This window comes from Pseudomonas sp. GOM7 (assembly GCF_026723825.1).
Lineage (GTDB): Bacteria > Pseudomonadota > Gammaproteobacteria > Pseudomonadales > Pseudomonadaceae > Aquipseudomonas.
This window is the reverse complement of record NZ_CP113519.1, coordinates 2,504,860-2,530,777: the sequence shown is the minus strand read 5'-3', so window position 1 is coordinate 2,530,777 and position 25,918 is coordinate 2,504,860. Positions and strand designations below refer to the sequence as shown.

The following is a 25,918-nucleotide window of genomic DNA, read 5'->3' as shown; positions in this document are numbered from 1 at the left end:
CTGCTAGGGAATCAGCATCTGCATCTGGCCCGGCATCACTACCTTGATCACCCCGGCCCAGTTGCACATCAGCGTGCAGTTGGAATCCAGCGAAGGCATATTGCCCAGCAGCATGGTCGGCGCGCCGGGTATCCAAGGCGTGGCCGTGGCCGGTATGCACGGCATGGGCGTCAACACCCCCAAGGCCGCTGCAGTGGCCGCCGCCACCGTCGGGTTGGCCATGCTCATGCATACGCCGAAGGGCATGATGTTCACCAGCGGGATATGATCCATGATATTCGCCGCCGGCATGCCGCCTGTAAGCGTGCGATTGGTCGGCAACACGTTCAACATGCTCGGCGCAGCGCCAAAACTGCACTGCAACGTCGCACCACTGCATACCTGCGGACAACCCATCACTCGCTCCAAGCCAGTCCTTGATGGGAGGGAAGCTTAGTAGAAAGTTGATCGGGGTGTATGAGGTAGCTCTCGGCCAAGAGCGAGCATTCAGTTTCTATCTATCCCAAGGCAACTGATCGTCTTAATTCCTAAGAATCTCCAGATTTGCGGGGTTACAACCCACCATGCTTTACCAGAGCCAGCCAGCTCGTTACTGTAGCGCGAACGCAGTCACAGTTTGCCGCATGACACCAGGGAAGGCTTCAGCAAGTGCAGTAGCGCCTCAGGCGCCTCCTAAGCCCCGCCATCCTAGCTGTCCTGACTCGACAAGCTCGGCCTGCATCTACCTCGTTTCCCGATGGATGAATTACATGATGGCGCAATCTCCAGCCAGCCGGCCTCTGACAGCCAATGAAAAGACGCTCGTACAGGACTGGATACTGGATCTGGTACCTGGAGACGGAGCAGCAGTAGGCAACAAAACCCTCAAGCAACGGCTTGAACAGAAAGCAGAGCTTCATGACTTCGCAGTTACCGACGAGGACTATTGGTCAATTCGCGAAGAACTGATCGCACGAGGCCAACTGCAGAAAGGCAGCGGTCGAGGCGGCTCAGTATTCCGCTTTGACAGCCGCTGGAAAGCTAACACCCAACAGACAGACATCGATGAGCAATCCAACTGGGAGGATCTGGATGAGCCGGCAAGCGACAGCCCGGAAAGCCTGGAAAAACTGCGCAGCCGTCTCCTAGATCTCAGTGCGAGAAACAGGCTTCTGAATTTCTCGCACGCTCGCTCCAAGCGTTTCGCGCGAATTATAGACGAGCTCCCCGACCATCTATTTGAAGCGCTGACGGCCGACCAAGCTATGCGTTTCGCGCCGGTTCCCGAGCCGACAGAACGCCAGTTGATTGAACAGGGCTACCTCAAGTACGACGAGCAAACTGGTAGTGTTAGTGAGCTAAAGAAGCCACCAACGGCGGAAACTTGGGCGCAGATCTTGGGCATAGAGACCAATTACGAATTGCCAACGGGATCGGAGTCTCCCAGCAACAAACACGCTGACGATGCCATTCAAACTCTGTACTACCCCACCGAGCTGGAGTCACGCCTGCAAATACTGCATGCGCAGTCGCGCCTATCTCTCGATGAAACCGGAGCCAACATCCTCTATCTGGCACTCGGCTTCCTCGAATGGGACGAGTCGATAGTCGGTAAGAACAGCGCGCGCCTAGCCCCTCTCATGCTGCTACCCGTTCGCCTGGAGAAAGGTAAGCTCAACCCCAAAACAGCAACCTTCGACTACGAGGTTCTGTACACTGGCGAAGAGATCCTCACCAATCTATCGCTACGGGAGAAACTACGCCGCGACTTCGGCATTGCACTACCGCGCATCACCGAAGACCTGCTGCCCGAAGAATATTTCGCTCGTGTACGGGAGACCGTTCTCGAAGTGAAGCCTGACTGGAAGCTACACCGTTTTGCCTCCTTGGGCTTGTTCGAGTTTGGCAAGCTGATGATGTATCTGGATCTTGAGCCTGGCAAAAATCAGGTGCTACTTCAGAGCAGCCTAGTGCAGAAGCTGATTGGCCTAGCAGATAGCGAACGCCCCGAATCTGCTGCCAATGGCTTCAGCAGCGAGCACGCCATCGACGAGCTCCAAGATGTACACCAGAACTACCCTCTGATTGATGACGCCGACAGCTCACAACACAGTGCACTGGTCGATGTAATGCGCGGCGAAGACCTGGTGATCGAGGGACCACCAGGCACAGGCAAATCGCAGACCATCACTAACATGATCTCTGCGGCCATGGCACAGGGCAAAAAAGTGCTCTTCGTAGCTGAAAAACGCGCTGCATTGGAGGTTGTAAAAAACCGGCTAACGCGCGCCGGGCTGGGAGAGTTCTGTCTGGAACTACACAGCCACAAAAGTCAGAAGAGCGCGGTGGCCGCAAGCATTGGGCAGCGCATCAGTAACCGAGGCAGCTACCGCCAGCCTGGTCAGCTCAACGACTTGATCAACAACTACGAGCGACTAAAGCAGCAACTCAACGATCATGTCCGACAGCTACACACTCTCCATTCCAATACCGGGCTGACTGCTCACCAGATCCTAATGCAAGCCACACGTTTGCGTGAAAGCCTGGCGATCCGTCCTGCCGACTTCCATCCCGCTAGCACAGCCAACCTAGATAGGAACCAGATTCATGAGCAGGCAGGTTACTTTGCTCACATCTACACAAAAACAGCTGAGGAAGCAGGCCAGAACGGCCAACTTGAAACGCACCCATGGTTTGGCTGCACCAAGACGCAAATAAGCGGGCTAGAACGATCCGACCTCCTGCTCCAGCTAAAACACGCCATAACAGCACTTGATGAACTAGACGCGGCGCGAGCCAATGCCTCGACCTGCCTTAAAGCCGCTGAGGTTGCCTCGCTCTCCCCCAAAGCCACCCAGCAGTTGGCAAGCGCACTCACAGCCATACCAATGCCCAAAGGCGACGAAGATTGGGACTTGATCAGCCGGCTTGATGCCTCTAGCTGTGAGGCGCTCCAGGCCTGGCTAGAAGGCATGGATCAGTTGATGGAGCAACAAGTCACCCTGAACCAGGCCTTGCACCCCAGCGTCATCGGATCTCCTCAAGCCCTCGAAACGATCAAGGAATCCTGCGCACAGATTCGGCAGCACAACGACAGTAGCAGCCTGAAACTGGATGACCTCCTGGAGCTGATCCAAAAAGCCCAAGAGCTCATTGATGAAGCTCCCAATACTCAACAGCTGATGCAAACCATCGCGAAAGCCTCAGCTACCCAGTCGCTCAGAACTGACAAGCAGGGCATCGAGCAAATGGGCCTGTTGCTTGAGCTGGTGCTGCAGATGCCTATTACCCTGGCGGAGTGGCGCCATAAACGCTTTGAAGATGCCTCGCTGGACAGAGTGCTTCCCGAGCTCAGTGAGCTTCTAGCCGACATCAAACAGCTCGAAGCGCAATCCGCCAATGTCTTCACCCTCGACCACCTACCCAACCACACTCGACTTGAAGACCTGCAGCGCGTGCTCGCTGACAGCTCATTACTCCGCTGGTTTAAGAGTGGTTGGCGAGCAGCCAAGGCCGAAGTTCTTGCTATGGTACGGCCAGGCATCAAACTGAAGGCGGCTCTTCAGGCACTGCCAGACGGCATAGCCTACAAGCATCAGAAAAACCGCCTGGCAACCGAGCCCACCTTCCGCGAGGCGCTCGGCGAGCATTTCAGAGACGAAGGAACCAAAACCGCTGAGCTGATTGCCCTCCGCAACTGGTACCGCACGCTGCGGGACAAGTGTGGGCGCGGCTTCGGTGGCAACGTCTGGATTGCAGAGTATCTGCTCAAAGAAAGTGCCCAGGTGCTGGAGCGCTTGCAGGGCGATGCCTGCGAACTTAAAGAATACCTCTCGGACGTACTGTCCCATCGCAGTGAGCTGGAAAACACTCTCCTCTTGGATAGCCACCAACTCAAGTCAGAAGACTTGTTGGCTCCCAAAGGCCTGTATATGCGGCTCATCAAGGAACTGGGAAGCGCACTCAATGCACTTCTACCGCTGATTAACGAGCAGGCCCCGACCACCGGCCGCGTACTGGCACTCGCGCAGGCGGTTGAGAGCTGGCAGGAGCGCGCCGCGGCCCTGCAGAACAATGCCGAGCTGCTCGCGTACTTGGCGGGAGAAGATCTACCCCGCTTCGATAACCTAGCCGAGGCACGTGGCCGCCTGATCGCCTGGCGCCACACCGTCTCCTTCGTTCGCCCGATCATGGCGCTATCGATACGCCACCTGCTGGTGCCTCAACTTGCAGCCTGCACCACCAAGCAGGCCGAACATCTGGTTAGTGATTGGAACACCCAGGGCCAGCAACTGGCGGAGGCTCTGCGTGCCTGGAAGCAAGCCTTAGCGGGCTTTATCGACAAAGCCGAAGTAGAACCGGCGCATTGGTGGAAGCGTGTCGATCAGGACGACCTAACAGCCCTCAAACAACGCCTGCAATGGGCAGCGCAGAACGAAGAGTTGCTCGAACACTGGCTGGAGTACCGCCGCCTGCGCAAGCGACTTGCTGACTTAGGCTTTGAAGCGGCGATCTTCGCTACTGAGAACCAAACACTCGCGGCGGATCGAACCAAAGATGCCTGCTTACTAGGCATAATGGATCTCTGGGCCAAACAGATACTCGAAAACAATCCAGCGCTGGGGCAGTTCTCAGGCAAGGATCAGGAGGCCATCCGCGCTCGCTTTGCCGAGATAGACAGCCAGCTCACCAAACTTCAACGCGAGCAGTTGGCGGCAAAGATCGATCAACACAAGGTTCCGGAAGGCAACAACTCCGGCAAGGTGAAGGATCGCACTCAGCTCGCACTGCTCAAACACGAGGCCGGTAAGAAAACTCGCCACGAATCCATTCGCTCGCTCATGCTGCGCGCTCCCGAAGCGCTGCAAGGGCTGAAACCCTGCTTCATGATGTCGCCCATGGCCGTTGCTCAATACCTGCCAGCCGGCAAAGTGCATTTCGACATCATCGTCATGGACGAAGCCTCGCAGATGCGGCCAGAAGAGGCCCTGGGCGCCATCTCCCGAGGCAGCCAGCTAGTCGTCGTCGGCGACCCTAAACAGCTACCGCCCACCAGTTTCTTCTCCCGCCAAGGCGGTGATGATGACGAAGAAAGCGAAGAGCTCTCTCTGGCTCAGGATTCGGAAAGCATCCTCGAAGCAGCCATGCCACTGTTTAAGCTGCGCCGCCTGCGTTGGCACTACCGCTCCCGCCACGAAAGCCTGATCGCCTTCTCCAACAAAGCCTTCTACGACAGCAACCTGGTGGTCTATCCATCACCTCACCGCGAATCGAACGAGTTCGGCGTGAAGTTTGTACGTGTGGTTCGCGGCCGCTTCGTCGAGCAACGCAATGTTGAAGAGGCCGATATCGTCGCCAAAGCCATCGAACACCATTTGCTGCACCGCCCCGAAGAGTCACTCGGTGTCGTCGCCATGAACATCAAGCAAGCCGAACAGATCGACCGAGCCCTGCAGCAACTCGCCAAGCAGAATCCAGCACTGCAGGAGGCCTTCAGTCGTAACGAAGAAAGCGATGAGCCTCTCTTCATCAAGAACTTGGAGAACGTCCAAGGTGACGAGCGCGACGTCATCTACATCTCCACCACCTACGGTCCGATGGAGATCGGCGGCAGCGTGCCCCAGCGCTTTGGCCCTATCACCGGCGCTGACGGCTGGCGTCGCCTCAACGTGCTGTTTACCCGCTCCAAGAAGCGCATGCAGGTGTTCGCCTCTTTCACTGCCAGCGACGTGGTTGCGACAGGCACATCCAGTCGTGGCGTACTGGCCCTGCGCGACTTCCTTCAGTTCGCCGAATCCGGTCACATGCCGCATATCCGTGAGACCGGCAGAGCTTCCGACAGCGACTTTGAAGTTGCCGTCATCGAAGCCCTTGAGCACCATGGTTATCAGTGCGAGCCACAAGTGGGTGTTGCCGGCTTCTTCATCGACCTTGCAGTGCGCGATCCCGGCCAGCCTGGCCGCTATCTCATGGGGATCGAGTGTGATGGCGCGGCCTACCACTCGGCCAAGTCTGCTCGTGATCGCGACCGTCTGCGCCAGAGTGTGCTGGAACAGCTCGGCTGGCGCATTCGCCGCATCTGGTCGGTGGACTGGTTCAGGAATGCCAAGCTGCAGCTCGAGCCTATACTCCTGGAGCTCGCCGCACTGCGTACTGAGCCGGCCATTGAGGAAGAGCCAGAACAAGCCGAAGAGCAGATCATCCAGCGAGTTGCCGAAGAGCAGAGCCAGCACGCCGAGCGCATCTCTCAGGAGGGCGACACCAGTCTGCGCGAGAAACTGCACTACCTGGATCAGCAGATCATTCGGCCCGCTTTACCCAACATACCGGACAACCGCCGTCTACTACGTCCAGCAATGCTCGAAGCTTTGCTGGAGTTCAAACCGGCAGACCGCAGCGAGTTTCAGCAGCGACTACCGGGCTACCTGCGTGAGGGAACCGACCCCGCCGAGGGGCGGTTCATCGACGACGTGCTTTCTCTGATCGGTGACTACGCATGAGGCATTTCAGCAACACAGTGTCGACGATCAGATCAACTACACGTACCCGATAAGCAGGATGGTGGCCGACAACTAACGGCCAAAGGGTGCTTTGCGGGCGAAAATCATCGCGTTGGTTGAACCCTCCTGGCCGACCCCAGCCCCTCACCCTTGCCCTACTCCCTCAACCCCTCACACAACAATCCGCCCGTCACGGTCAATCCCGTGACCGGGTGTGGTAGCCCGATTCACGCGAAGGCATGGTAGCGCCATAGTCGAGAGAGTAGGCGCTTTTTGTGCCTACTGTTTTCTTGCGCATTTATGGCGGGTCCTGCAAGACAGGCTTCGGCCTAGCCGGCGTCCTCCGTGGGTCGGTCTACCATCCTTGCACGCTCCGCCTCCATATCCTGTGGTAGCGAATGGAGCACGGGTTGCATTAGGCCCGCAGCGCAGCGCCGAGCGCTCTCGCCGCTTCATCGATGGCGCGCTCATCATAGGGTGCGAAGCCCATTACCAGGCCGGGCGAGCGTGGATGCACGCAATAGCGTGCCAACGGCATCGCCTCGATGCCGGCAGCCTGTATCTGCGCAAAAGCCTTGGCCTCGTCGTCCATCTGCAGATTGCAGGCGATGTCCAGCCCCGCGCGGATTTCCGGCACCTCGATCATGCCTTGCCAGTGACGTTGCGCGGCCTCGGCGAAGGCCTCGGCACGCTGGGCGTAGAGCTTGCGCATGCGCCGCACGTGACGGTCGAAGTGGCCCTCGTGGATGAAGTCAGCCAGCACAGCCTGCGACAGGCTGTTGGCATGCCGCGCGGTCAAAGCTGCCGCGCGGGTGAAGCACTCCACCAGGTGCGCGGGCAGCACCAGATAGGCCAGGCGAATCGCCGGAAACAGCAGTTTGCTGAAGGTGCCGGCGAGAATCACCGACTGCTCGGCAGCGGCCATCGAGCGCAGCGCCGGGATCGGCTTGGCGATGAAGCGATATTCGCTGTCGTAGTCGTCCTCGAATATGTAGCTGCCTTCGCGCTGCGCCCATTGCAGCAAGGCCAGGCGGCGTGACGGCGACAGTTCGCCACCGAGCGGTGCCTGGCGCGACGGTGTCACGTAGGCCAGCCGTGCATGGGGCGCCAGGCGCATGCCTTCGTCCACCTGCAAGCCCTGGGCATCCACCGGCACGTCGATCCGTCGCACTCCGGCCACATCGAGTAGCTGGCGCGCGCCGGGATAACCCGGATCTTCCATCCAGACCTGTGAGTCGCCGGGTGCCAGCAGGCGCAGGCACAGGTCGAGCCCTTGCTGCACGCTGGCAAGCACCAGGATGCGTTCGGCCGGCACCTGCACGCCACGGGCGATGGACAGGTAGCCGGCGATGGCTTCACGCAGCGCCGGCAGGCCACTGGGGTCGGCGTCGAGCAGCAGTGACAAGCGTGACGCGCGCAATTGTTGCGTGTGCAACTTGCGCCAGGTGTCGATGGGAAAGGCCTGAACATCCCCCCGATGAGGAAAGAACGGGCGCAACCCTGGCGCCGAGGAGCGCCTGGCGAACACCGGATCGAGCAGATCCAGGCGCTCCACCCAAGGTGTAGCTGGCGCCGTGCGTGGCAGCTCCTCGGGCGGCCGTACCTTGCGCCGCACGTAGCCGGCATTGAGCGTGACATCCGGCAGCACGGCGCTGACCCGCGTACCGCTGCCGGTGCGTGCATGCAGGTAGCCCTCGGACAACAGTTGCTGATAGGCCGCCTGCACCGTGCCCCGGGCGATCTGATAGTGCTCGGCCAGTTGTCGCGTGCTGGGCAGCTTGCTGTCCGCCGGCAGGCGTCCGCCAAGAATGGCCGCGCGCAGCGACTCGTAAAGCCAGCGTTGCAGACTGACGCCCGGCTCCGGCGTGCCCAGCGGCAGGAAGAGCACCTGCGGCGGTGCGCTGGTGTTTGGCATGAGGGCCTCTGAATGGATCAATGACTTCCAACAAGAATGGATCAATACACCGATCCAAACCAGCAGCAGAATCGCTTCCGTAATCGAGCGGAACATTTCCCATCTCTTTACTGGAACGAAACCATGAAGCAACAGATCCTGATCATCGGCGCCGGATTCGGCGGTATGTGGAGCGCACTCAGCGCCGTCCGTCTGCTGGATCGTCAGCAGCGCCTCGACGTGGCGGTCACCGTGCTGGCCCCACAGGCCGAGCTGCGCGTACGTCCACGCTTCTACGAAGCTGACCTGAGCACCACCGTCGCTCCGCTGGGGCCGCTGTTCGACGCCGTCGGCGTGCACTTCGTGCAAGGCAGCGCGACCCGTATCCATAGCGAAGAACGCCGCGTGAGCTACCGCGACCGAAACGGCAACAGCGCCAGCCTGGCCTACGACCGGCTGATTCTGGCCAGCGGCAGCCAGGTGTCGCGCCCGCCGGTGGCCGGGATCGACCAATTCACCTTCGATGTCGACAGCCTGGAGTCGGCACAGAAACTCGAGGCGCACCTGCAGGCCCTGCGCCAGCAGCCGAACAGCCCAGCACGCAACACCGTGGTGGTGGCCGGCGGCGGCTTCACCGGCATCGAGACCGCCACGGAAATGCCTGCTCGCCTGCGCGCCCTGCTCGGCGAACAGGCCGATATCCGCGTGATAGTGGTCGACATGGCGAATCAGGTGGGCGGCGCCATGGGGCAGGATATTGCGGCGGTGGTGGCAGAAGCCAGCGACCAGCTCGGCGTCACCTGGAAGCTCGGCAGCCCGGTGGCAAAAGTGGAACGAGCGGGTGTGGTGCTCGATAACGGCGAGCGCATCGAGGCCAGCACGGTGATCTGGGCAGTCGGCGTGCAAGCCTCGCCGCTCACCCAGCAAATCTCGGCTGAACGCGACCTGCATGGCCGCCTGCATGTCGACCGCAACCTCAAGGTACTCGGCCAGGAGGCGATCTACGCCACGGGGGACACGGCCTACGCCGCCGTGGACGATGCCGGCAACCATGCGCTGATGACCTGCCAGCACGCCATCGCCCTTGGGCGCTCGGCGGGCAACAATGCCGCAGCCGACCTGCTCGGTGTGGAGCCTATCGCCTATAGCCAGCCCAAGTACGTCACCTGCCTGGATCTGGGCGCCTGGGGCGCAGTGTTCACCGAAGGCTGGGAGCGCAAGGTGGTGCTCACTGGCCAGGAGGGCAAGGCGCTGAAGACCCAGATCAACACCGAGTGGATCTACCCGCCAGCAGCCGAACGTGCAGCCGCCCTGGCGGCAGCCGATCCGCTGATTCCGGTGGTGGCCTGAAGAGGCTCAAGAACGGCCTGGAGCCTAGAGCCCAGGCCGTTCAACGCGTAGGGTGGATCGGGACACCGACCGCTCGTAGCGTCAGCGAACAGTCCACCGAGTTCTGCCACCTAGATCAACGGCCGACCAATGGCAGACAGGCGAAATGGCAATTTGCCGCCCAGCACCTAGATTATTCAAGGGCGATTGAACGCTAGCCCACAAAAACAGACGTCCGACCTGGTGCAGTCCTCCGCGTGTTCCAGTCTTCGCGCTGGGAGTCCATGACATGCACTGCCCAACATGGCTGGCCAGCAAGAGCGCCAAGCCATGGAGCCACACATTAAAGGGACATTACATGGCAAAACTCATTCTGGGGCACACAACCGATAGCTCAGCGAAGATCTGGATCAGGGCATCGTCTCGCTGGCCAGTAGCCTTTCTGCAGCTAATCAACTTGGCCAACAACAAAAAACCAACTGAAGTAGCCATTTCAACTCAAGAATCCGAGTTCTTCACCGCTGTTCATGAATTCACCGGGCTAACTGCCGACACTGAATACAAAGTGAAGGTATCTTTCGGCAAAACCCTCAAGGATCCCGCTGAGGCACGCATAAGAGATGCCTATACCGAAGGTCGATTCAAGACCTTCCCGACAACGGCCTCCCAGCCGTTCACCTTTCTTATTGGCTCGTGCAACCTTCATTCACTTGGCATATTGGAGCGCCCGGATCAGTCCTGGCTGAGCATTTCCAGAATCGCGGCGAAAACCCAAGCGCGCTTCATGCTCCATGCGGGTGATCAAATATATGCCGATATTCCTTTCAAACCCGAGGCCAGCCTGGAGCACTACCGGGACAAGTATCTGGATGCCTGGGATGACTGCATTCCCGCCAGGAAAGTACTGACCGAACTGCCGCATTACATGATCCTGGACGACCACGAGATCATCAACAACTACGCGCATGGCAGCGATGAGCTCGGCAGCACGCTGCCGCGCATCGCACTCAAGGTCTACTGGGAGTTCCAGCACTCACATAACCCAACCACACTTGGCGCTGCCGACCAGTATTACTACAGCTTCAACTATGGTGATGTTCAGTTTTTCGTGCTCGACACTCGTACATCGCGTGTATCGAGCCTCGGACAAATGATCGACGACAAGCAGCTCAAAAGCCTGCTTGCCTGGATGACTCAATACAGCAACAACACCAAATTCATCGTAACCAGCGTCCCATTCGTAGGTGCCGTCAAGAATCCAAAACAGGACAAATGGTGTGACCCGGCGTTCAAAGCCCAGCGAGAAAAGATCCTCGGGCACATTCTCAAGAACGGCATCAGCAATGTCATCTTCCTGACCGGCGACATGCACACTTCCTACTGCGCCGACATGGAGATCTCCGACGGGGCGGGCAACAAGACTGTCATCCATGAGCTCATGTCCAGCCCGATCAATCAGTTCACACCGAAACTGCCCCTGGAGTTTCACTACGAGTCACCCAAGAGCGAAACCAGTGATGGACTTCAATATACGTCCACGATCAGGAAAAAAACCTTCTACGGCGACCATTCAAATGTCATGAGCATTACCGTCGCCAGTGGACAGCCGATCGAGTTCAGCATCTTCAGAACCACCACTGATACGACCAAACCCGCGATCAAAGGAACGATCTGAGCAGCCCCTAAGCAGGGCACGCCCCTGGAGTGTCCTCGCAACTAACCCGGCAGGCTCCAGAGCGGCAGTGACACAGCGCGCAAAGGCACGCTGCGCCCTGCCGGCTCTAGCCGCTGCCGTTACACCACGCCATAGACATGCTCTTCAGGCGATACATCCGCCTGGGCCTGCATCTGCGCCTTGTCCTTCATGCGCTCGGCGATTTCCGCCTCGACCGCCTTCTGCCTTTCGGGCGGCATGTCCTCGATGTCTTCCTCGGTCAGGCCCATGTCCTTGAGGATGCTGTCGCGCATCTTCTCGGCAGGCGACTTGGCCATGTAGGCCTGGAATTCCTGCAGGGCCTTGTCAGGTTCGTCGTTTTTGCTCGTGCCCAGGCCATTGCTCCAGACGCCACTTTCAGAGTGGTTATCCGCCGCTGCGTTCGAGGTGGTCTGCAGGCCGACGCGATAGCGCGCGAAGCCTTCGTCGCGGGCCTGCTGGGCCTGGTAGTCGCGTTCGGCATTGGCATCGACGGTGCGCGGCTGGGGCACGCTGGTTTGAGCGCCAAACAGCGCGTCCTTCTGCTGCTCGTCACTGCGCTTGCCGGTCTTGAACTCCATCAGTGACAGGCTGCTGTGGCCTGCCACTCCCGCAATCGTGCTCATGATTGATCCTCGTTGATGAATGGCAGGTGCAACCCATCAACTCTCATGCCAGTCGAGATAATCATTGCAAGTTATTGATTTGCAGGGAGTGCGAGATTAAGGCAGAGGCATGAAGCTGCCGCCCGACGGCAATTGTCTGCCGTCGGGCGGCAAGGCTCAGCGCGCGCTGATCTGGCGGAAGGCGTCCAGGGTCAGGCGGGTCAGATCCACGGCGGAGAACTTGGTGAGGATGGCGTTAGCCCCCACCGCACGCGCCTTTTCGGTGTTCATGGTGCTATCGAGGGAAGTGTGCAGCAGCACGTAGGTGTCGGCGATATCGCTGCTGCGACGAATCTCCTGTACCAGGCTGTAGCCGTCGATCTCGGGCATTTCGATGTCCGACACCAGCAACTCGAAGGGCATGCCGGCTTCGCGGTAGTCATGCAACTGATCCAGCGCAGCCTGGGCGCTGCGCACGGCGGTGCAGTCGAGGCCGAGCTGGCGCAGCACGTTGACCGTCTGCTGCAACGCCACCGACGAGTCGTCGACGATTAGCACCCGTCGCCCCTGCAGCAGTTTCGCGTCCTGCGGATCGAGCAGTTGCTCGGTCGGCGTGTGGTCGTGCTCCGGGGTGATCTCGTGCAGCACCTTCTCGATATCCAGTACCTGCACGATGTCGCCGTCGATCTGCACGACGCCGGTGATGAAGGCGCGGCTGCCCGCCCCTGCGGGTGGTGGGCGCACGTCACGGGTCGAGCACGGCACGATGCGCTCGACGTTCTTCACCAGCATGCCCTGACGGGAGCGATTGACTTCGGTGACGATCAGGCAGCCTTCGTCGTTCTCGCTGCTGACACCACGTTCACCGATGGCAGCGCCCAGGTCGATGACGGTCAGGGTGAAGCCACGCAGCATGGCGATACCGCGAATGTTGGGGTGCCGGTTGGGCAGTTTGGTCAGCGGCGGGCAGTCGATGACCTCATTGACCTTGAGCAGGTTGATGCCAAGCAGCCTGCCGCTATGCAGACGAAAGAGCAGAAGCGATAGCGAGTCGCCGGTAACGAGCGTCATGGCTGATTCCTTGACTAGACATTCGACAGGATAAACCACCCAGCCGCATCACGCCGCAAGAGCGGGCGCGATACGACCGTCGATCCTCAATCGATGCTCAGTTGCAGGGCAACCCGGCCACGGTTCGGGCAGGTTTCCATGTAACGATGCGCGGCGATGAAATCCTCGAAGGCGAAGACCTTGTCGATCACGGGTGTGAGCAATCGATCTGCCGTCATTTGGTTGATGTGCGTCAGCGCACGGGTTACGGCTTCGCTGTCGGGCTCGATGCCCAACTCCGGGCAGCCGGTGAAATCCAGCACGCAATGGCGGAAGAACTGCAGGTGCTTCTTGAACGCGGCGCAAGCCGGGAACGCCGTGTCGTTGCCACCGTTGTTACCATACAGTATCAATTTGCCACGCGCTGCTGCGATATCACCGAGCAGTTTCATCTGCGGGCCGGCGCACTGGTCGAGGATCACCTCCACGCCCTTGCCTTCGGTATAGCGCTCCACCTCCAGCACCAGATCCTGTTCCTCGGTGACGATCACCTTGTCAGCGCCCAGGCCACGCAGGAACTCGCGATCATCGGCCGAGCTGGTGGAGACGATGACCCTGGCGCCCAGCACCTTGGCCAGTTGTACGGTCTGCGGGGCCAGGCAGTGGCTGGCCTCGGTGATCAGTACGTGCTGCCCGGGCTTGAGCTGAGCCAGATCCACCAGCGCCAGGTAGCCGAACAGCAGCCCGGTGTAGTGCACGCTGGCCTCGACCGGGCTGAGCACCTCGGGATAACGGGTCAGGGCATGGCTGGGCATCAGCACCAGATCGCCCCAGGTCGGGTAACGGTTCGGCGTGCTTGCCGGAAAGCCGGCAACGGCGGTGCCCAGCTCGAAGGCCTCGACGCCCTCGCCCAGTGCGGCCACGGTACCGGCCAACTCGAAACCTGTGCCTGCTGGCAGGCGAGCCTGTTCGGCAGCCAGGTTCTGACGCCACATCACGTCCTTCCAACCAAGCCCTACGGCCTGAACACGCACCAGCACCTCACCGGGGCCGGGCACGGGCGTCGGAACCTCTTCGTACTGGAGCACGTCGGCATCGCCGAACTTATGAAAACGGATCATGCGGGACATCGCTTACCTCAACGCTCGATCGCGGATTGACACTTCATTGAGTGGGGACTTTATCCGCTGTATGACACCGGCACTATCGGCTGCCATCGATAGTCGTCATGCCTGGCAGTGATTCGGCGCCTTTCAATCCGCCGTGCACTGACCTTACTATGCCCACGCACAGGCTCTCATTTGCAACGCAGTGCTGACAAGGCCAGTTTCCCTCCTATGGTATCCGAATGAATCGCAACGATCTGCGTCGCCTCGACCTGAACCTGCTGATCGTCTTCGAGACGCTGATGCACGAGCGCAGCGTGACCCGTGCCGCCGAGAAGCTGTTCCTGGGCCAGCCAGCCATCAGCGCGGCGCTGGCGCGCCTGCGTACCCTGTTCGACGATCCGCTGTTCGTACGCACCGGCCGCAGCATGGAGCCGACCCCGCGTGCGCAGGAGATCTTCACCCTGCTCTCGCCGGCGCTGGACTCCATCTCCACGGCCGTCAGCCGCGCTGCCGACTTCGACCCGGCCACCAGCAACGCAGTGTTCCGCATCGGCCTCTCGGACGACGTCGAGTTCGCCCTGCTGCCTGCCCTGCTGCGCCGCCTGCGCGCCGAGGCACCGGGCGTGGTACTGGTGGTTCGTCGCACCAATTACCTGATGATGCCCGGCCTGCTGACCTCCGGTGAGATTTCCGTGGGTGTGGCCTACACCGACGAGTTGCCCGCCAACGCCAAGCGCAAGGTGTTGCGCCGCAGCAAGGCCAAGCTGCTGCGCGCCGATTCCATCCCCGGCGCGCTGAGCCTGGATGACTACTGCAACCGCCCCCATGCCCTGGTGTCCTTCGCCGGTGACCTGACCGGTTTCATCGATGACGAACTGGCCAAGCTCGGGCGCAAGCGCCATGTGGTGCTGGCCGTGCCGCAGTTCAACGGCCTGGGCACCTTGCTGGCGGAAACCGATATCGTCGCCAGCGTGCCCGACTACACCGCCGCCGCCCTGACCGCCGCTGGCGGCCTGCGCGCCGAGGATCTGCCACTGCAGACGCAGACCTTCGAGCTGCACATGGCCTGGCGCGGCGCCCAGGACAACGACCCGGCCGAGCGCTGGCTGCGTTCGCGGATCCAGATGTTCTGTGGTGACCCGGATAGTCTGTAATATCCCTGTCTTGTTAGCTCCGAGCGCTGCATTACACTTGCGCTCAGTCTCGACACCAAGAGAGTCATGGATGAACGCTACCGTCCCTTTCCCCTTCTCCCTGGCGATACGTTCCTATTCAGGGGAGGTGGAGCTTCACGAACACGACGACTTTCACCAGATCGTCCTGCCGCGCTGCGGCGCAATGGAAATCGAGATCGACGGACGCGGCGGCAAGGTGGATGCCAGCCAGGGGGTGGTGATCGCCGCCGGCGCCCGGCATACCTTCCAGGCCAACACCCACAACAGCTTTCTGGTGCTGGACGTGCCGGCCCAATGTGCCGAAACCAGCGACAGCACCACGCAAGCACTCGACCCACTGAGCGGCAAGCACTTCTTTGCGCTGAGCCCCGATATCCGTCACCTGCTCGATTACGCCATCGGCAACAGCGCGCGCCTGAGCCACTCAACAACGCTGACCGAGTCGTGGAGCCAGTTGCTGCTGTACTCCTTGTTGCAGCCCGAGGTCAGCCCACAGGATCCCGGTCAGCTCATCCTCGCCAAGGCCTTGGACTATATCGAACGACACCTGCATGCCCCCCTGACGATCCGTGATATCGCCCGCCATTCCGGCACCAGTGAGCGGCGCTTGTACGCCCTGTTCGAGCGGCACCTGGCAACAACGCCATTCAGCCATATCGCCAGCCTGCGCCTGAACCTGGCCATCGACCTGCTGCGCCAGACCTCGCTGCCGATCATCGAGATCGCCCATCGCACCGGTTACGCCGACCAGAGCGCGCTGACCCATGCGCTGAAGAAGGCCCACGACCTGACACCGGCCTCGCTACGCAAACGCACACGCGCCCACTGAAGAGCCCATCTCGGCCCCGGCTTGCTGCGTCCTGTCGCCGCTAGGTGCTTGAAGCGGCCCCGAAGGCAGCAGTCTCGAACAATTCTCCGGCAGTTCCGATCAAGACCGCCTACCCGCGCCTTTGTATTTTCCCCGTTTGAACATCACAGGCAGGCGGGGCTTGCATGACCACTTCCAACCTATCCATCGCTACCCTCGGCGCGAGCGCAGGCGCCACACTGATCGGGGTGATCGCGGTATTTCTATGGGCCTGTCTGGCGCTGTTGACGACCCTGACGGCCGGCATCCCGGCCTTTCAATTGCTGGCCTCGAGCTTCGCCGTCGCCTTCGTGGCCAGCTTGTGCATTCTTGGCCTGCGGGGTGCTGCTGAGTTCAACAGTTGGCGCCAGCCCTGGTATGTATGGGCAACGGGGTTCGCCGGCATCTTCGGCTATCACGCCTTGTATTTTTTCGCGCTCAAGGCCGCGCCAGCGGCTGAAGCCAGCCTGATCGCCTACCTCTGGCCACTGATGATCGTCCTGCTGTCTAGCCTCGGCACCGGCGAGTCGCTGCGCAAACGCCAACTGCTGGGCGCCCTGCTCGGCCTGGCGGGAACAGCCCTGATCATGCAACAGCGCGCCAGCCAGGAAAGCGCAGCGATGCCCATCATGGGTTACGCCGCTGCCTTTGCCGGCGCCTGGGTCTGGTCGACCTATTCGGTGGTCAATCGGCGTTTCAGCAACGTGCCAAGCAGCATCATCGGCGGTATCTGCGGCCTGGTCGCCGCCGCCGGCCTGCTCTGCCACCTGCTGTTCGAGACCACGGTGCGCCCTGCTGCCGAACAATGGGCGGCAATCGTCGCCCTCGGCCTGGGGCCAGTGGGCCTGGCCTTCTTCGCCTGGGATCACGCCACCAAGTACGGCAACCTGGCGATGCTGGGCGCCCTGTCCTACCTGGCGCCTCTGTTCTCCACGGTGCTGCTGATCGTGGTCGGGCAAAGCGATGCCAGCCCGATCCTGCTGATCCCGGCCGTGCTGATCATCCTCGGGGCCGTCATCGCCACTTCGCGCAAGATCAGCTACCCATCCCCTCGTAAATCGTGAGCATCACTGCGAAGGCGTCCCCACCTATGACACGGTCTGATTGATTAATTAGCTGCCCATAATCATTGCCGGTGATATTGAACTTCATGGCGTTCGATTAGTCGCCCGCCGTGCCTCGCCGCAGACTCCGCCCATCCACAAATCCGACTGGCGGAGTCATCTATGGAACAGTTTCACAAGAACATCTGGATATTCCCCCTTGCCCTCGCCGGCGCTCTGCTGCTGAGCGGCTGCGAGCAAGCCCCGCAGGCCCAGGCGCAGATGCCGGCACCCAAGGTCAGCGTGGCCGAGGTCATCGAGCAGCCGGTCAACGAGTGGGACGAGTTCACCGGGCACCTGGAAGCCCCGCAATCGGTGGAGATTCGCCCACGCGTGTCCGGCTACATCGACCGCGTGGCCTTCGATGAGGGCAGCCTGGTGAAGAAAGGCGACCTGCTGTTCCAGATCGACCCGCGCCCCTTCCAGGCCGAGCTCAAGCGACTCGAAGCGCAATTGCAGCAGGCCCGTGCCAACCAGGCTCGCGCCGTCAACGAAGCCCGCCGTGGCGAACGTCTGCGCCAGAGCAACGCCATCTCCGCAGAACTGGCCGATGCCCGCGCCAGTGCCGCCAGCGAAGCACAAGCGCAGGTCGCGGCTATCCAGGCGGAGCTGGACAATGCCCGTCTCAATCTGGATTTCACCCGCATCACCTCGCCCATCGACGGTCGCGTCAGCCGCGCCGAGATCACGCGCGGCAACCTGGTCAACGCGGGTGAAAGCCTGCTGACCTCAGTGGTCTCCACCGACAAGGTTTACGCCTACTTCGATGCCGATGAGCGCGCCTTCCTCAAGTACACGGAACTGGCCCATGATGCCGGCACCGATGCCCGTGGCGCCAGCCCGGTGTATCTGGGGCTGTCCGACGAGGCCGGTCACCCGCACCTGGGCCAATTGGACTTTCTCGACAACCAGGTCAACCCGCGCACCGGCACCATCCGTGGCCGCGCCGTGTTCGACAATCAAGACGGCCGTTTCACCCCGGGCCTTTACGCGCGCCTCAAGCTGGTGGGCAGCAAGCCCTACGCCGCCACTCTGATCAAGGACGAAGCGGTGGGCACCGACCTGGGTAAGAAGTATGTGCTGGTGCTCGGCGACGACAACACCGTGGCCTACCGCTCAATCGAACTGGGGCCGAAGCTCGAAGGCCTGCGCATCGTCCGCAGCGGCCTGAGCAAGGGCGAGAAGATCGTCGTCAACGGCCTGCAGCGCGCCATGCCCGGCGCCACCGTCGACCCACAACCGGTGGCCATGGCCGATGCCGACACCCTGGCGCAACTGGCACGCATGCGTGAGGCCGCCGCCGAGAGCCAGTCGCCCCGCCTTGCCGCCGAACGTACCGATATTCGCTCGCCGCGCGGCTGATCGCGCCTGCGCGACTTGAGGAAAGAGCCATGAATTTCTCGCAATTCTTCATCCAGCGGCCAATCTTCGCCGCCGTGCTGTCGTTGCTGATCCTGATCAGCGGCGCCATCTCGTTGTTCCAGTTACCGATCAGCGAATACCCGGAAGTGGTGCCGCCCACCGTGGTGGTGCGCGCCAACTTCCCCGGTGCCAACCCCAAGGTGATCGGTGAGACCGTCGCCTCGCCGCTGGAGCAGGCCATCGTCGGCGTCGAAGGCATGCTCTACATGTCGTCGCAGTCGACCAACGACGGCAAGCTGACCCTGACCGTGACCTTCGCCCTCGGCACCGATCTGGACAACGCCCAGGTACAGGTGCAGAACCGCGTCACCCGCACCATGCCGACGCTGCCCACCGAGGTGCAGCGCCTCGGCGTGACCGTGGACAAGGCCTCCCCCGACCTGACCATGGTGGTGCACCTGACCTCGCCGGACAACCGCTACGACATGCTCTACCTGTCCAACTACGCCGCGCTCAACGTCAAGGACGAGCTGGCGCGCCTGGACGGCGTGGGCGACGTGCAACTGTTCGGCATGGGCAACTACTCGCTGCGCGTCTGGCTGGATCCGAACAAGGTGGCCTCGCGCGGGCTCACCGCCAGCGATGTGGTCAACGCCATCCGCGAGCAGAACCGCCAGGTCGCCGCCGGCGCCCTCGGCGCGCCGCCCTCTGACGCTGGCAATAGCTTCCAGTTGTCGATCAACACCCAGGGCCGTCTGGTCACCGAGGAAGAGTTCGAGAACATCATCATCCGCGCCGGCGAAGACGGCGAGATCACTCGCCTGCGCGACATCGCCCGCGTCGAGCTGGGCTCCAACCAGTACGCCCTGCGCTCGCTGCTGAACAACCAGCCAGCCGTGGCCATCCCGGTGTTCCAACGTCCCGGTTCCAATGCCATCGCCATCTCCGATGAGGTGCGCGCACGCATGGCCGAGCTGAAGCAGAGTTTCCCGCAGGGCATGGACTACGAGATCGTCTATGACCCGACCATCTTCGTTCGCGGCTCCATCGAGGCAGTGGTGCACACCCTGCTCGAAGCCATCGTGCTGGTGGTGCTGGTGGTGATCCTGTTCCTGCAGACCTGGCGCGCCTCGATCATCCCGCTGGCCGCCGTGCCGGTGTCGTTGATCGGCACCTTCGCCGTGATGCACCTGTTCGGCTTCTCCCTCAACGCCCTGTCGCTGTTCGGCCTGGTGCTGGCCATCGGCATCGTGGTGGACGACGCCATCGTAGTGGTGGAGAACGTCGAGCGTAATATCGCTCTGGGCAAGTCGCCGGTCGAAGCCACCCGCCAGGCCATGAAGGAAGTCACCGGCCCCATCATCGCCACCGCCCTGGTGCTGTGCGCGGTGTTCGTGCCAACTGCGTTCATTTCCGGCCTCACCGGGCAGTTCTATCAGCAGTTCGCGCTGACCATCGCCATCTCCACGGTGATCTCGGCGATCAACTCGCTGACCCTGTCGCCGGCATTGGCTGCCGTGCTGCTGAAAGATCACCACGCGCCCAAGGATGGTTTCTCGCGCCTGCTCGACAAGCTGTTCGGTGGCTGGTTGTTCGGCCCGTTCAACCGCGTGTTCGACCGCGCCAGCCATGGCTACGTCGGCACCGTGCGGCGTGTGCTGCGCGGTAGCAGCATCGCCATGCTGGTCTACGGCGGCCTGCTGGTGCTCGGCTACCTGGGTTTCTCCAGTACCCCCACCGGCTTCGTGCCACAACAGGACAAGCAGTACCTGGTGGCCTTCGCCCAGTTGCCCGATGCCGCCACCCTCGACCGCACCGAGGCGGTGATCAAGCGCATGAGCGATATCGCTGCCAAGTACCCAGGCGTGGAGAACACCGTGTCCTTCCCGGGCCTGTCGATCAACGGCTTCACCAACAGCCCGAACAGCGGCATCGTCTTCGTCACGCTGAAGGACTTCGACCAGCGCAAGGATCCGTCCATGTCGGCCTCCGCCATCGCGGGCGCGCTCAACGGCCAGTTCAGCGAGATCCAGGACGCCTATATCGCCATCTTCCCGCCACCCCCGGTACAAGGCCTGGGCACCATTGGCGGCTTCCGCCTGCAGATTCAGGATCGCGGCAACCTGGGCTACGAGGAGCTGTACACGCAAACCCAGAATATCCTCAACAAGGCCCGCCAGTTGCCGGAGCTGAACCCCATGTCGGTGTTCACCAGCTATCAGGTCAACGTGCCACAGGTCGATGCCGTCATCGACCGCGAGAAGGCCAAGACCCATGGCGTGGCCATCGATGACATCTTCGACACCCTGCAGGTGTACCTGGGTTCGCTGTATGCCAACGACTTCAACCGCTTTGGCCGCACCTACCAGGTCAACGTCCAGGCCGACCAGCAGTTCCGCCTGGAGCCGGAGCAGATCGGTCAGCTCAAGGTGCGCAACAACCGCGGGGAAATGGTGCCGCTGTCCACCTTCGTCAAGGTGGATGACAGCGCCGGCCCGGATCGGGTGATGCACTACAACGGCTTCCTCACCGCCGAGATCAACGGCGCCGCCGCACCGGGCTACAGCTCCGGCCAGGCCGAGGCCGCCATCGCCAAACTGCTGGAAGCGGAGCTGCCCAACGGCATGACCTATGAGTGGACGGATCTGACCTACCAGCAGATCCTCGCCGGCAACACCGCCGTGTTCATCTTCCCGCTCTGCGTGCTGCTGGCCTTCCTGGTGCTGGCCGCGCAATACGAGAGCTGGAGCCTGCCATTGGCGGTAATCCTGATCGTACCGACCGTGCTGCTGTCGGCCATCACCGGGGTGATCCTGGCTGGTAGCGACAACAACATCTTCACCCAGATCGGCCTGATCGTGCTGGTGGGCCTGGCGTGCAAGAACGCCATCCTCATCGTCGAGTTCGCCAAGGAGAAACAGGAAGAAGGCCTCGATCGCGTCGCTGCAGTGCTGGAAGCCTGCCGCCTGCGTCTGCGTCCGATCCTGATGACCTCCATCGCCTTCATCATGGGCGTGGTGCCGCTGGTGCTCTCCTCCGGCGCCGGTGCCGAGATGCGCCATGCCATGGGCGTGGCGGTGTTCAGCGGGATGATTGGCGTGACCTTCTTCGGCCTGCTGCTGACGCCGGTGTTCTACGTGCTGATCCGCGCCTTCGTGGAGAAACGCCAAGCGCGCAAAGTCGCCCGCCTGCAGGAGGTGCACGCATGAAGGCCTTTACCCCCGCCCTGCTCGCCCTGGCCCTGTCGGCCTGCGCCGTAGGCCCGGACTATCGCGCACCCGAAACCGACCCGGCGCGCATTGCCGCGCTGGAGGCCGGCGACTACGACCGCACCCGTTTCGAGGCGGCCTGGTGGCAGCAGTTCGACGACCCGACGCTGAATCTGCTGGTGCAGCGCTCGCTGGCCGACAACCGTGAGCTGCGCGTGGCCTTCAGCCGCCTGCGTGCCGCACGGGCGATTCGCGATGACGTGGCCAACGACCGTTTCCCCACCGTCACCAGCCGTGCCAGTGGCGAATTCGGCAAGGCCCAGCAGCCACCGACCACCGAGCAGCGCGTGCGTCAGGAACGCTACGACCTGGGCCTGGACACGGCCTGGGAGCTCGATCTGTTCGGCCGCATCCAGCGCCAACTGGAGGCTAGCGAAGCGCGCATCGAGGTGGCCGAGGCCGACTACTACCAGATTCAGGTCAGCCTGATCGCCGAGCTGGTGGATGCCTACGGCACCTTGCGCGGCGCACAGCTACGGGAACACATCGCGCTGGAAAACCTGAAGAACCAGCAGGAATCACGCGCTATCACCGAGCAGTTGCGCGATGCCGGCATCGGCAGTGAGCTGGACGTGCTGCGCGCCGATGCCCGCCTGGCGGCGGTGGAAGCCAGCGTGCCGCAATTGCAGGCACAGCAGGTGCGTGCGCGCAACCGCATCGCCACCCTGCTCGGCCAGCGCCCGGAGCAACTGGAGGTGGATCTGTCGCCCAAGCCGCTACCGGCTATCGCCAAGGCGCTGCCGATTGGCAACCCGGCCGAGCTGCTGCGCCGTCGCCCGGATGTACAGGCCGCCGAGCGGCAACTGGCGGCGGCCACGGCGGAAGTGGGCGTGGCCACGGCCGACCTGTTCCCTCGGGTGAGCCTGTCGGGCTTTCTCGGCTTTACCGCCGGGCGCGGCTCGCAACTGGGCGCCTCGGCGGCACGGGCCTGGGCCGTGGCACCCAGCATAAGCTGGGCGGCACTCGATCTGGGCAGCGTGCGCGCACGTCTGCGCGGCGCCGAGGCCGAGGCCGACGGCGCCCTGGCGCAGTACGAGCAGCAGGTGCTGCTGGCCCTGGAGGAATCGGAGAACGCCTTCAGCGACTACGGCAAGCGCCAGCAACGCCTGATCGCCCTGGTACGCCAGGTCGAAGCCAGCCGTGCGGCGGCGCAGCAGGCGGCGATTCGCTACCGCGAAGGCACGGTGGACTTCCTCGTGCTGCTCGATGCCGAACGTGAACGCCTGGCCGCCGAAGACGCCCAGGCCTCGGCCGAGGTCGAGCTGTACAGCGGCATCGTCGCCATCTACAAGGCGCTGGGTGGCGGCTGGCAGCCACAGGCCTGAGTTCTCTCTCCTGGGGGCGGCTCAGCTCCGCCGCTCCTTTAGCCCCTGGCGCGCCCTGCGTGCTTGGGGCTTTTTTATGGCGCTTCACAGTTGGAATGCTTGTATTGGGCGTGAGCCGTGGTGCCGAACTCGGCATGGCCCAGCGGACTGTTCGCTTAGGCTCCTGAGTCCGCCCTACGGCTGCCCCTCATCAAGAACGCAGAGTCGCGGGGCATAGAGCCATGGCCTATCGCGAATGAGCTCGCTCCTACACAGGGGCGGCGTTCACTGCGCCTGATCGCACTCGACACGGTTGCGCCCCTGCTGCTTGGCCCGATACAGCGCGGCATCGGCCCGCGCCAGAAGCTGCTGCGGATCATGCTGCGGCGTGGCCTGCATGGCCGCCACGCCAATGCTCAGGGTCACCTGGCCATAGGGCGAGCCGCTGTGCGGCAAATTCAGGGCACGTACCGCCTCGATCAACGTCTCGGCCCGCTGCAGCGTACCGGCCAGATCGGTCATGGGTGCGAGAAAAACGAACTCCTCACCACCATAACGGGCGACGAAATCCGTCGAGCGGCCAAGGGTAGCTTCCAGTGCCTGGGCAATCTGGCGCAGGCAGGCATCTCCCAGCGGGTGGCCGTAGAGGTCGTTGTAGGCCTTGAACCAGTCCACGTCCAGGATGGCCAGAGCCAGTGGCGTGGCATTGCGTTGGGCCTGGCGCCATTGCTGAGCGAGCACAGCATCGAACTGTCGGCGGTTGCCGATGCCCGTCAGGGCGTCGGTCATGCTTAGGGTTTCAAGGCGTTGATTGAGCACCTGCAGCTCCTGCGTGCGCTCGTGCACACGCTGCTCCAGCTCACGCTCGGAGCGCTGCAGGCTGTCCACCAGTTGCTCCTGAGCTTGTAACAGTTGAGCCTGGGCCTGCATCTTCTCCTGACGCATGACGTTGATGCGGTCGGCCAGGGCGAAGGCTAGCAAGAGCATTTCCAGCGATGAGCCCAACTGCAGGCCATCGACCGTGAACACGTTGGTCGGCAGGATACCCATGGCGCGCAACGTGGTACTGGCGCCACCGAGTATCAGCAGGCCAAAGGCGGCCAGGAAAAAATAGGCACTGCGCTGCCGTTTCAGGGCACAAGCGACGGCTATGGCGATCATCATCAGCGCTGTCAGCAGGTTGAGCACGATGGCCACCCGGGCCACCTGAGGCAACGCCAGGGCGTAGATCAGTGGCGAGATCAGATACAGGCCGATCATCGCTAGCAGCAGGCGGTCGCCCCAAGGCAGCAAACGCGGGGTCTGCAGCATCTGGCGCATGAACAGCATCAGCGTGCACAAGGCCAGCGAAGCGCTGCTGTAGTAGGCGACGTTGGAGTTGAGCGTGAAGCCGAACAAGCTCCAGTCCGGTGCCATGCCGTTCTTGATGGTCAAAAGGCTCACGGCGCAGAGCACGAAAGTCACGTACAGCAGGTAGATGCGTTCGCGAAGAGCGATGAACAACATCAGATTGAACAGGATCATCGCCACCGCGATGCCCATGTAACCACTGCGTGCCATGTAATCATCACGCTCGTAGGCTTGGAAGGCTTGTGGCGACCAGAGTTGCAACGGCACCAGCAGACCGATGCTCGACTGCACGCGCAGGTAGATTACCTGCTGCGAGCGCGCCGGCAGCACGACCGGGAAGACGAAATTGCGATTGTCGTAGGCCTTGGTGGTGAATGGCCGGTCGGCCCCCGTCAACCAGGTGTGATAGCCACCCTGCCCGTCCGGAATGTAGGCATCGACCTGGGAGATGCGCGGATTGTCCACCACCAACAGGCGCGTGAGCGGCACATCGCTGGAATTGCCGAGTACCAGGCGAAACCAGTAGGCCGAACGGGTGAAGCCCAGAGCAAAGGATGCGCCGCTGCCTTGCTGGTAACGGAAGTGGCCCTCCTGCGCAGCATCACGCACCTCCTTCAGGGTGAAGGCCTGAGAGGGATCCTCCAGCATGCCGACATGGCGAGTCAGCGACACTGGCGCATCGCCGAGTTGCCCCCCATCCACAGGCAGCACATCGCCCAGCGCCGGCCATGACAGCAGCAGCCACAGCAACAGCCAGGCGAAGCGAAAACGGTGATCGATATTCATGGGTGGCCAACGGTGGGCGCGCGCAGCAGGCACTGCTCGTAGAGAAGCAAGGAAGATCGGAGTCTACAAGACAAGCCCAGAAGCTGCCAAAACACGCGAGCCGAGGCGACGCCAACCGGTGCAGGAGGCCGTTCATGCGCGTGCAGCCTGTAAGCGCTGGCGGCAGAAGCCTTCGACCACGAGGTAGGTCAGCGGGCCGATGGAGACGAAGATGGCAGTCAAGGCCAGGTAAGGCAGAACGGAAAGCCACGAACGCCCCTTGGCCCGTGCATCGCGATACATCCAGCACATGGCCAGCACTGCCATCAGGTAAAGGTCGATGACCACCTGCGCGGTGTCTGGGCGCGACAGTAGTTGCAGCCCGAAAGCCAGCAGCGACTGTTCGGCTACCGCCATGCTCCAAGCGGTGTAGAGCGCAAAGCTCAGCAGGGTGACGAGTGCGAGGTAAGGTCGGTTCATGAGCGGCTCCTGAGCGATGGTGCAAGCAAATTAGTGATAGGCTCACCTCTGGTTCAATGACCTCTGAGGTCATGGACGTCGCCCCGCCCGAACTGCCAGAGTCC

General features: G+C 61.9%; 16 protein-coding genes. 9 read left to right on the top strand and 7 right to left on the bottom strand.

The features are described 5' to 3' along the window. Positions 1-3: 3 nt before the first annotated feature. Positions 4-396, bottom strand: a complete 393-nt coding sequence (locus OU800_RS11515; RefSeq protein WP_268183917.1) for a DUF4280 domain-containing protein — start codon at positions 394-396, stop codon at positions 4-6. A gap of 353 nt (positions 397-749) precedes the next feature. Here OU800_RS11515 and hhe point away from each other — a divergent pair, with 353 nt between their 5' ends. Beyond that, a complete protein-coding gene (gene hhe / locus OU800_RS11510) occupies positions 750-6,479 on the top strand; it encodes a DUF4011 domain-containing anti-phage protein Hhe (RefSeq protein WP_268183914.1) in 5,730 nt (1,909 codons plus the stop codon). 415 nt (positions 6,480-6,894) lie between these two features. Here the strand turns inward: hhe and pdxR are convergent, their stop codons facing one another. Then, positions 6,895-8,394: a MocR-like pyridoxine biosynthesis transcription factor PdxR gene (gene pdxR, locus OU800_RS11505; protein WP_268183912.1), complete on the bottom strand. Its 1,500-nt coding sequence runs from the start codon at positions 8,392-8,394 to the stop codon at positions 6,895-6,897. 123 nt (positions 8,395-8,517) lie between these two features. Here pdxR and OU800_RS11500 point away from each other — a divergent pair, with 123 nt between their 5' ends. Both OU800_RS11500 and OU800_RS11495 read left to right on the top strand, forming a co-directional pair. Continuing rightward, positions 8,518-9,723 carry an NAD(P)/FAD-dependent oxidoreductase gene (locus tag OU800_RS11500; RefSeq protein WP_268183910.1) on the top strand — a complete coding sequence of 402 codons (1,206 nt, stop codon included), beginning with the start codon at positions 8,518-8,520 and terminating at the stop codon, positions 9,721-9,723. 337 nt (positions 9,724-10,060) lie between these two features. Then, positions 10,061-11,377 (top strand): alkaline phosphatase D family protein, encoded by a 1,317-nt coding sequence (locus OU800_RS11495; protein WP_268183908.1) that lies wholly within the window; start codon positions 10,061-10,063, stop codon positions 11,375-11,377. Positions 11,378-11,496: 119 nt separating this feature from the next. On the opposite strand, the gene OU800_RS11490 is transcribed toward OU800_RS11495, so the two are convergent. The 3 genes from OU800_RS11490 to OU800_RS11480 form a co-directional block, all read right to left on the bottom strand. After that, positions 11,497-12,021: a hypothetical protein gene (locus OU800_RS11490; protein WP_268183906.1), complete on the bottom strand. Its 525-nt coding sequence runs from the start codon at positions 12,019-12,021 to the stop codon at positions 11,497-11,499. Between the two features lie 156 nt (positions 12,022-12,177). Then, the gene (locus tag OU800_RS11485) at positions 12,178-13,071 is read right to left on the bottom strand and encodes a chemotaxis protein CheV (RefSeq protein ID WP_268183904.1); all 894 of its coding nucleotides are present in this window, start codon (positions 13,069-13,071) and stop codon (positions 12,178-12,180) included. A gap of 86 nt (positions 13,072-13,157) precedes the next feature. Then, entirely contained in the window at positions 13,158-14,180 is a 1,023-nt protein-coding gene (locus OU800_RS11480) for a zinc-dependent alcohol dehydrogenase family protein (protein ID WP_268183903.1), read from the bottom strand. Between the two features lie 218 nt (positions 14,181-14,398). On the opposite strand from OU800_RS11480, the gene OU800_RS11475 reads away from it, so the two are divergent. The 6 genes from OU800_RS11475 (at position 14,399) to OU800_RS11450 (ending at position 23,240) form a co-directional block, all read left to right on the top strand. After that, positions 14,399-15,313 carry a LysR family transcriptional regulator gene (locus OU800_RS11475; protein ID WP_268183901.1) on the top strand — a complete coding sequence of 305 codons (915 nt, stop codon included), beginning with the start codon at positions 14,399-14,401 and terminating at the stop codon, positions 15,311-15,313. Positions 15,314-15,383: 70 nt separating this feature from the next. Beyond that, on the top strand, positions 15,384-16,163 hold the full coding sequence (locus OU800_RS11470; protein ID WP_268183900.1) for an AraC family transcriptional regulator: 780 nt from the start codon (positions 15,384-15,386) through the stop codon (positions 16,161-16,163). A gap of 164 nt (positions 16,164-16,327) precedes the next feature. After that, complete coding sequence (gene yddG, locus OU800_RS11465; protein WP_268183898.1) at positions 16,328-17,245, top strand: aromatic amino acid exporter YddG; 918 nt, start codon at positions 16,328-16,330, stop codon at positions 17,243-17,245. Between the two features lie 162 nt (positions 17,246-17,407). Then, on the top strand, positions 17,408-18,646 hold the full coding sequence (gene mexE, locus OU800_RS11460; RefSeq protein WP_268183896.1) for a multidrug efflux RND transporter periplasmic adaptor subunit MexE: 1,239 nt from the start codon (positions 17,408-17,410) through the stop codon (positions 18,644-18,646). A gap of 29 nt (positions 18,647-18,675) precedes the next feature. Further along, entirely contained in the window at positions 18,676-21,855 is a 3,180-nt protein-coding gene (locus OU800_RS11455; protein ID WP_268183894.1) for an efflux RND transporter permease subunit, read from the top strand. Next, a complete protein-coding gene (locus tag OU800_RS11450; protein ID WP_268183893.1) occupies positions 21,852-23,240 on the top strand; it encodes an efflux transporter outer membrane subunit in 1,389 nt (462 codons plus the stop codon). Before OU800_RS11455 ends, OU800_RS11450 begins: the two co-directional genes overlap by 4 nt. Positions 23,241-23,504: 264 nt before the next feature. Here the strand turns inward: OU800_RS11450 and OU800_RS11445 are convergent, their stop codons facing one another. Then, positions 23,505-25,355, bottom strand: coding sequence for a sensor domain-containing diguanylate cyclase (locus OU800_RS11445; protein WP_268183891.1), 1,851 nt, complete (start codon positions 25,353-25,355; stop codon positions 23,505-23,507). Positions 25,356-25,487: 132 nt separating this feature from the next. Next, entirely contained in the window at positions 25,488-25,814 is a 327-nt protein-coding gene (locus OU800_RS11440) for a DUF2834 domain-containing protein (protein WP_268183889.1), read from the bottom strand. Positions 25,815-25,918 lie beyond the last annotated feature (104 nt).

Bases quoted from the DNA above. Each gene is read 5' to 3' on its own strand.
- OU800_RS11500 (WP_268183910.1), top strand. From the start codon at position 8,518: ATGAAGCAACAGATCCTGATCATCGGCGCCGGATTCGGCGGTATGTGG.
- yddG (WP_268183898.1), top strand. From the start codon at position 16,328: ATGACCACTTCCAACCTATCCATCGCTACCCTCGGCGCGAGCGCAGGC.
- OU800_RS11440 (WP_268183889.1), bottom strand. From the start codon at position 25,814: ATGAACCGACCTTACCTCGCACTCGTCACCCTGCTGAGCTTTGCGCTC.
- mexE (WP_268183896.1), top strand. From the start codon at position 17,408: ATGGAACAGTTTCACAAGAACATCTGGATATTCCCCCTTGCCCTCGCC.
- OU800_RS11445 (WP_268183891.1), bottom strand. From the start codon at position 25,355: ATGAATATCGATCACCGTTTTCGCTTCGCCTGGCTGTTGCTGTGGCTG.
- OU800_RS11515 (WP_268183917.1), bottom strand. From the start codon at position 396: ATGGGTTGTCCGCAGGTATGCAGTGGTGCGACGTTGCAGTGCAGTTTT.
- OU800_RS11485 (WP_268183904.1), bottom strand. From the start codon at position 13,071: ATGACGCTCGTTACCGGCGACTCGCTATCGCTTCTGCTCTTTCGTCTG.
- hhe (WP_268183914.1), top strand. From the start codon at position 750: ATGATGGCGCAATCTCCAGCCAGCCGGCCTCTGACAGCCAATGAAAAG.
- pdxR (WP_268183912.1), bottom strand. From the start codon at position 8,394: ATGCCAAACACCAGCGCACCGCCGCAGGTGCTCTTCCTGCCGCTGGGC.
- OU800_RS11450 (WP_268183893.1), top strand. From the start codon at position 21,852: ATGAAGGCCTTTACCCCCGCCCTGCTCGCCCTGGCCCTGTCGGCCTGC.
- OU800_RS11490 (WP_268183906.1), bottom strand. From the start codon at position 12,021: ATGAGCACGATTGCGGGAGTGGCAGGCCACAGCAGCCTGTCACTGATG.
- OU800_RS11475 (WP_268183901.1), top strand. From the start codon at position 14,399: ATGAATCGCAACGATCTGCGTCGCCTCGACCTGAACCTGCTGATCGTC.
- OU800_RS11480 (WP_268183903.1), bottom strand. From the start codon at position 14,180: ATGTCCCGCATGATCCGTTTTCATAAGTTCGGCGATGCCGACGTGCTC.
- OU800_RS11495 (WP_268183908.1), top strand. From the start codon at position 10,061: ATGGCAAAACTCATTCTGGGGCACACAACCGATAGCTCAGCGAAGATC.
- OU800_RS11470 (WP_268183900.1), top strand. From the start codon at position 15,384: ATGAACGCTACCGTCCCTTTCCCCTTCTCCCTGGCGATACGTTCCTAT.
- OU800_RS11455 (WP_268183894.1), top strand. From the start codon at position 18,676: ATGAATTTCTCGCAATTCTTCATCCAGCGGCCAATCTTCGCCGCCGTG.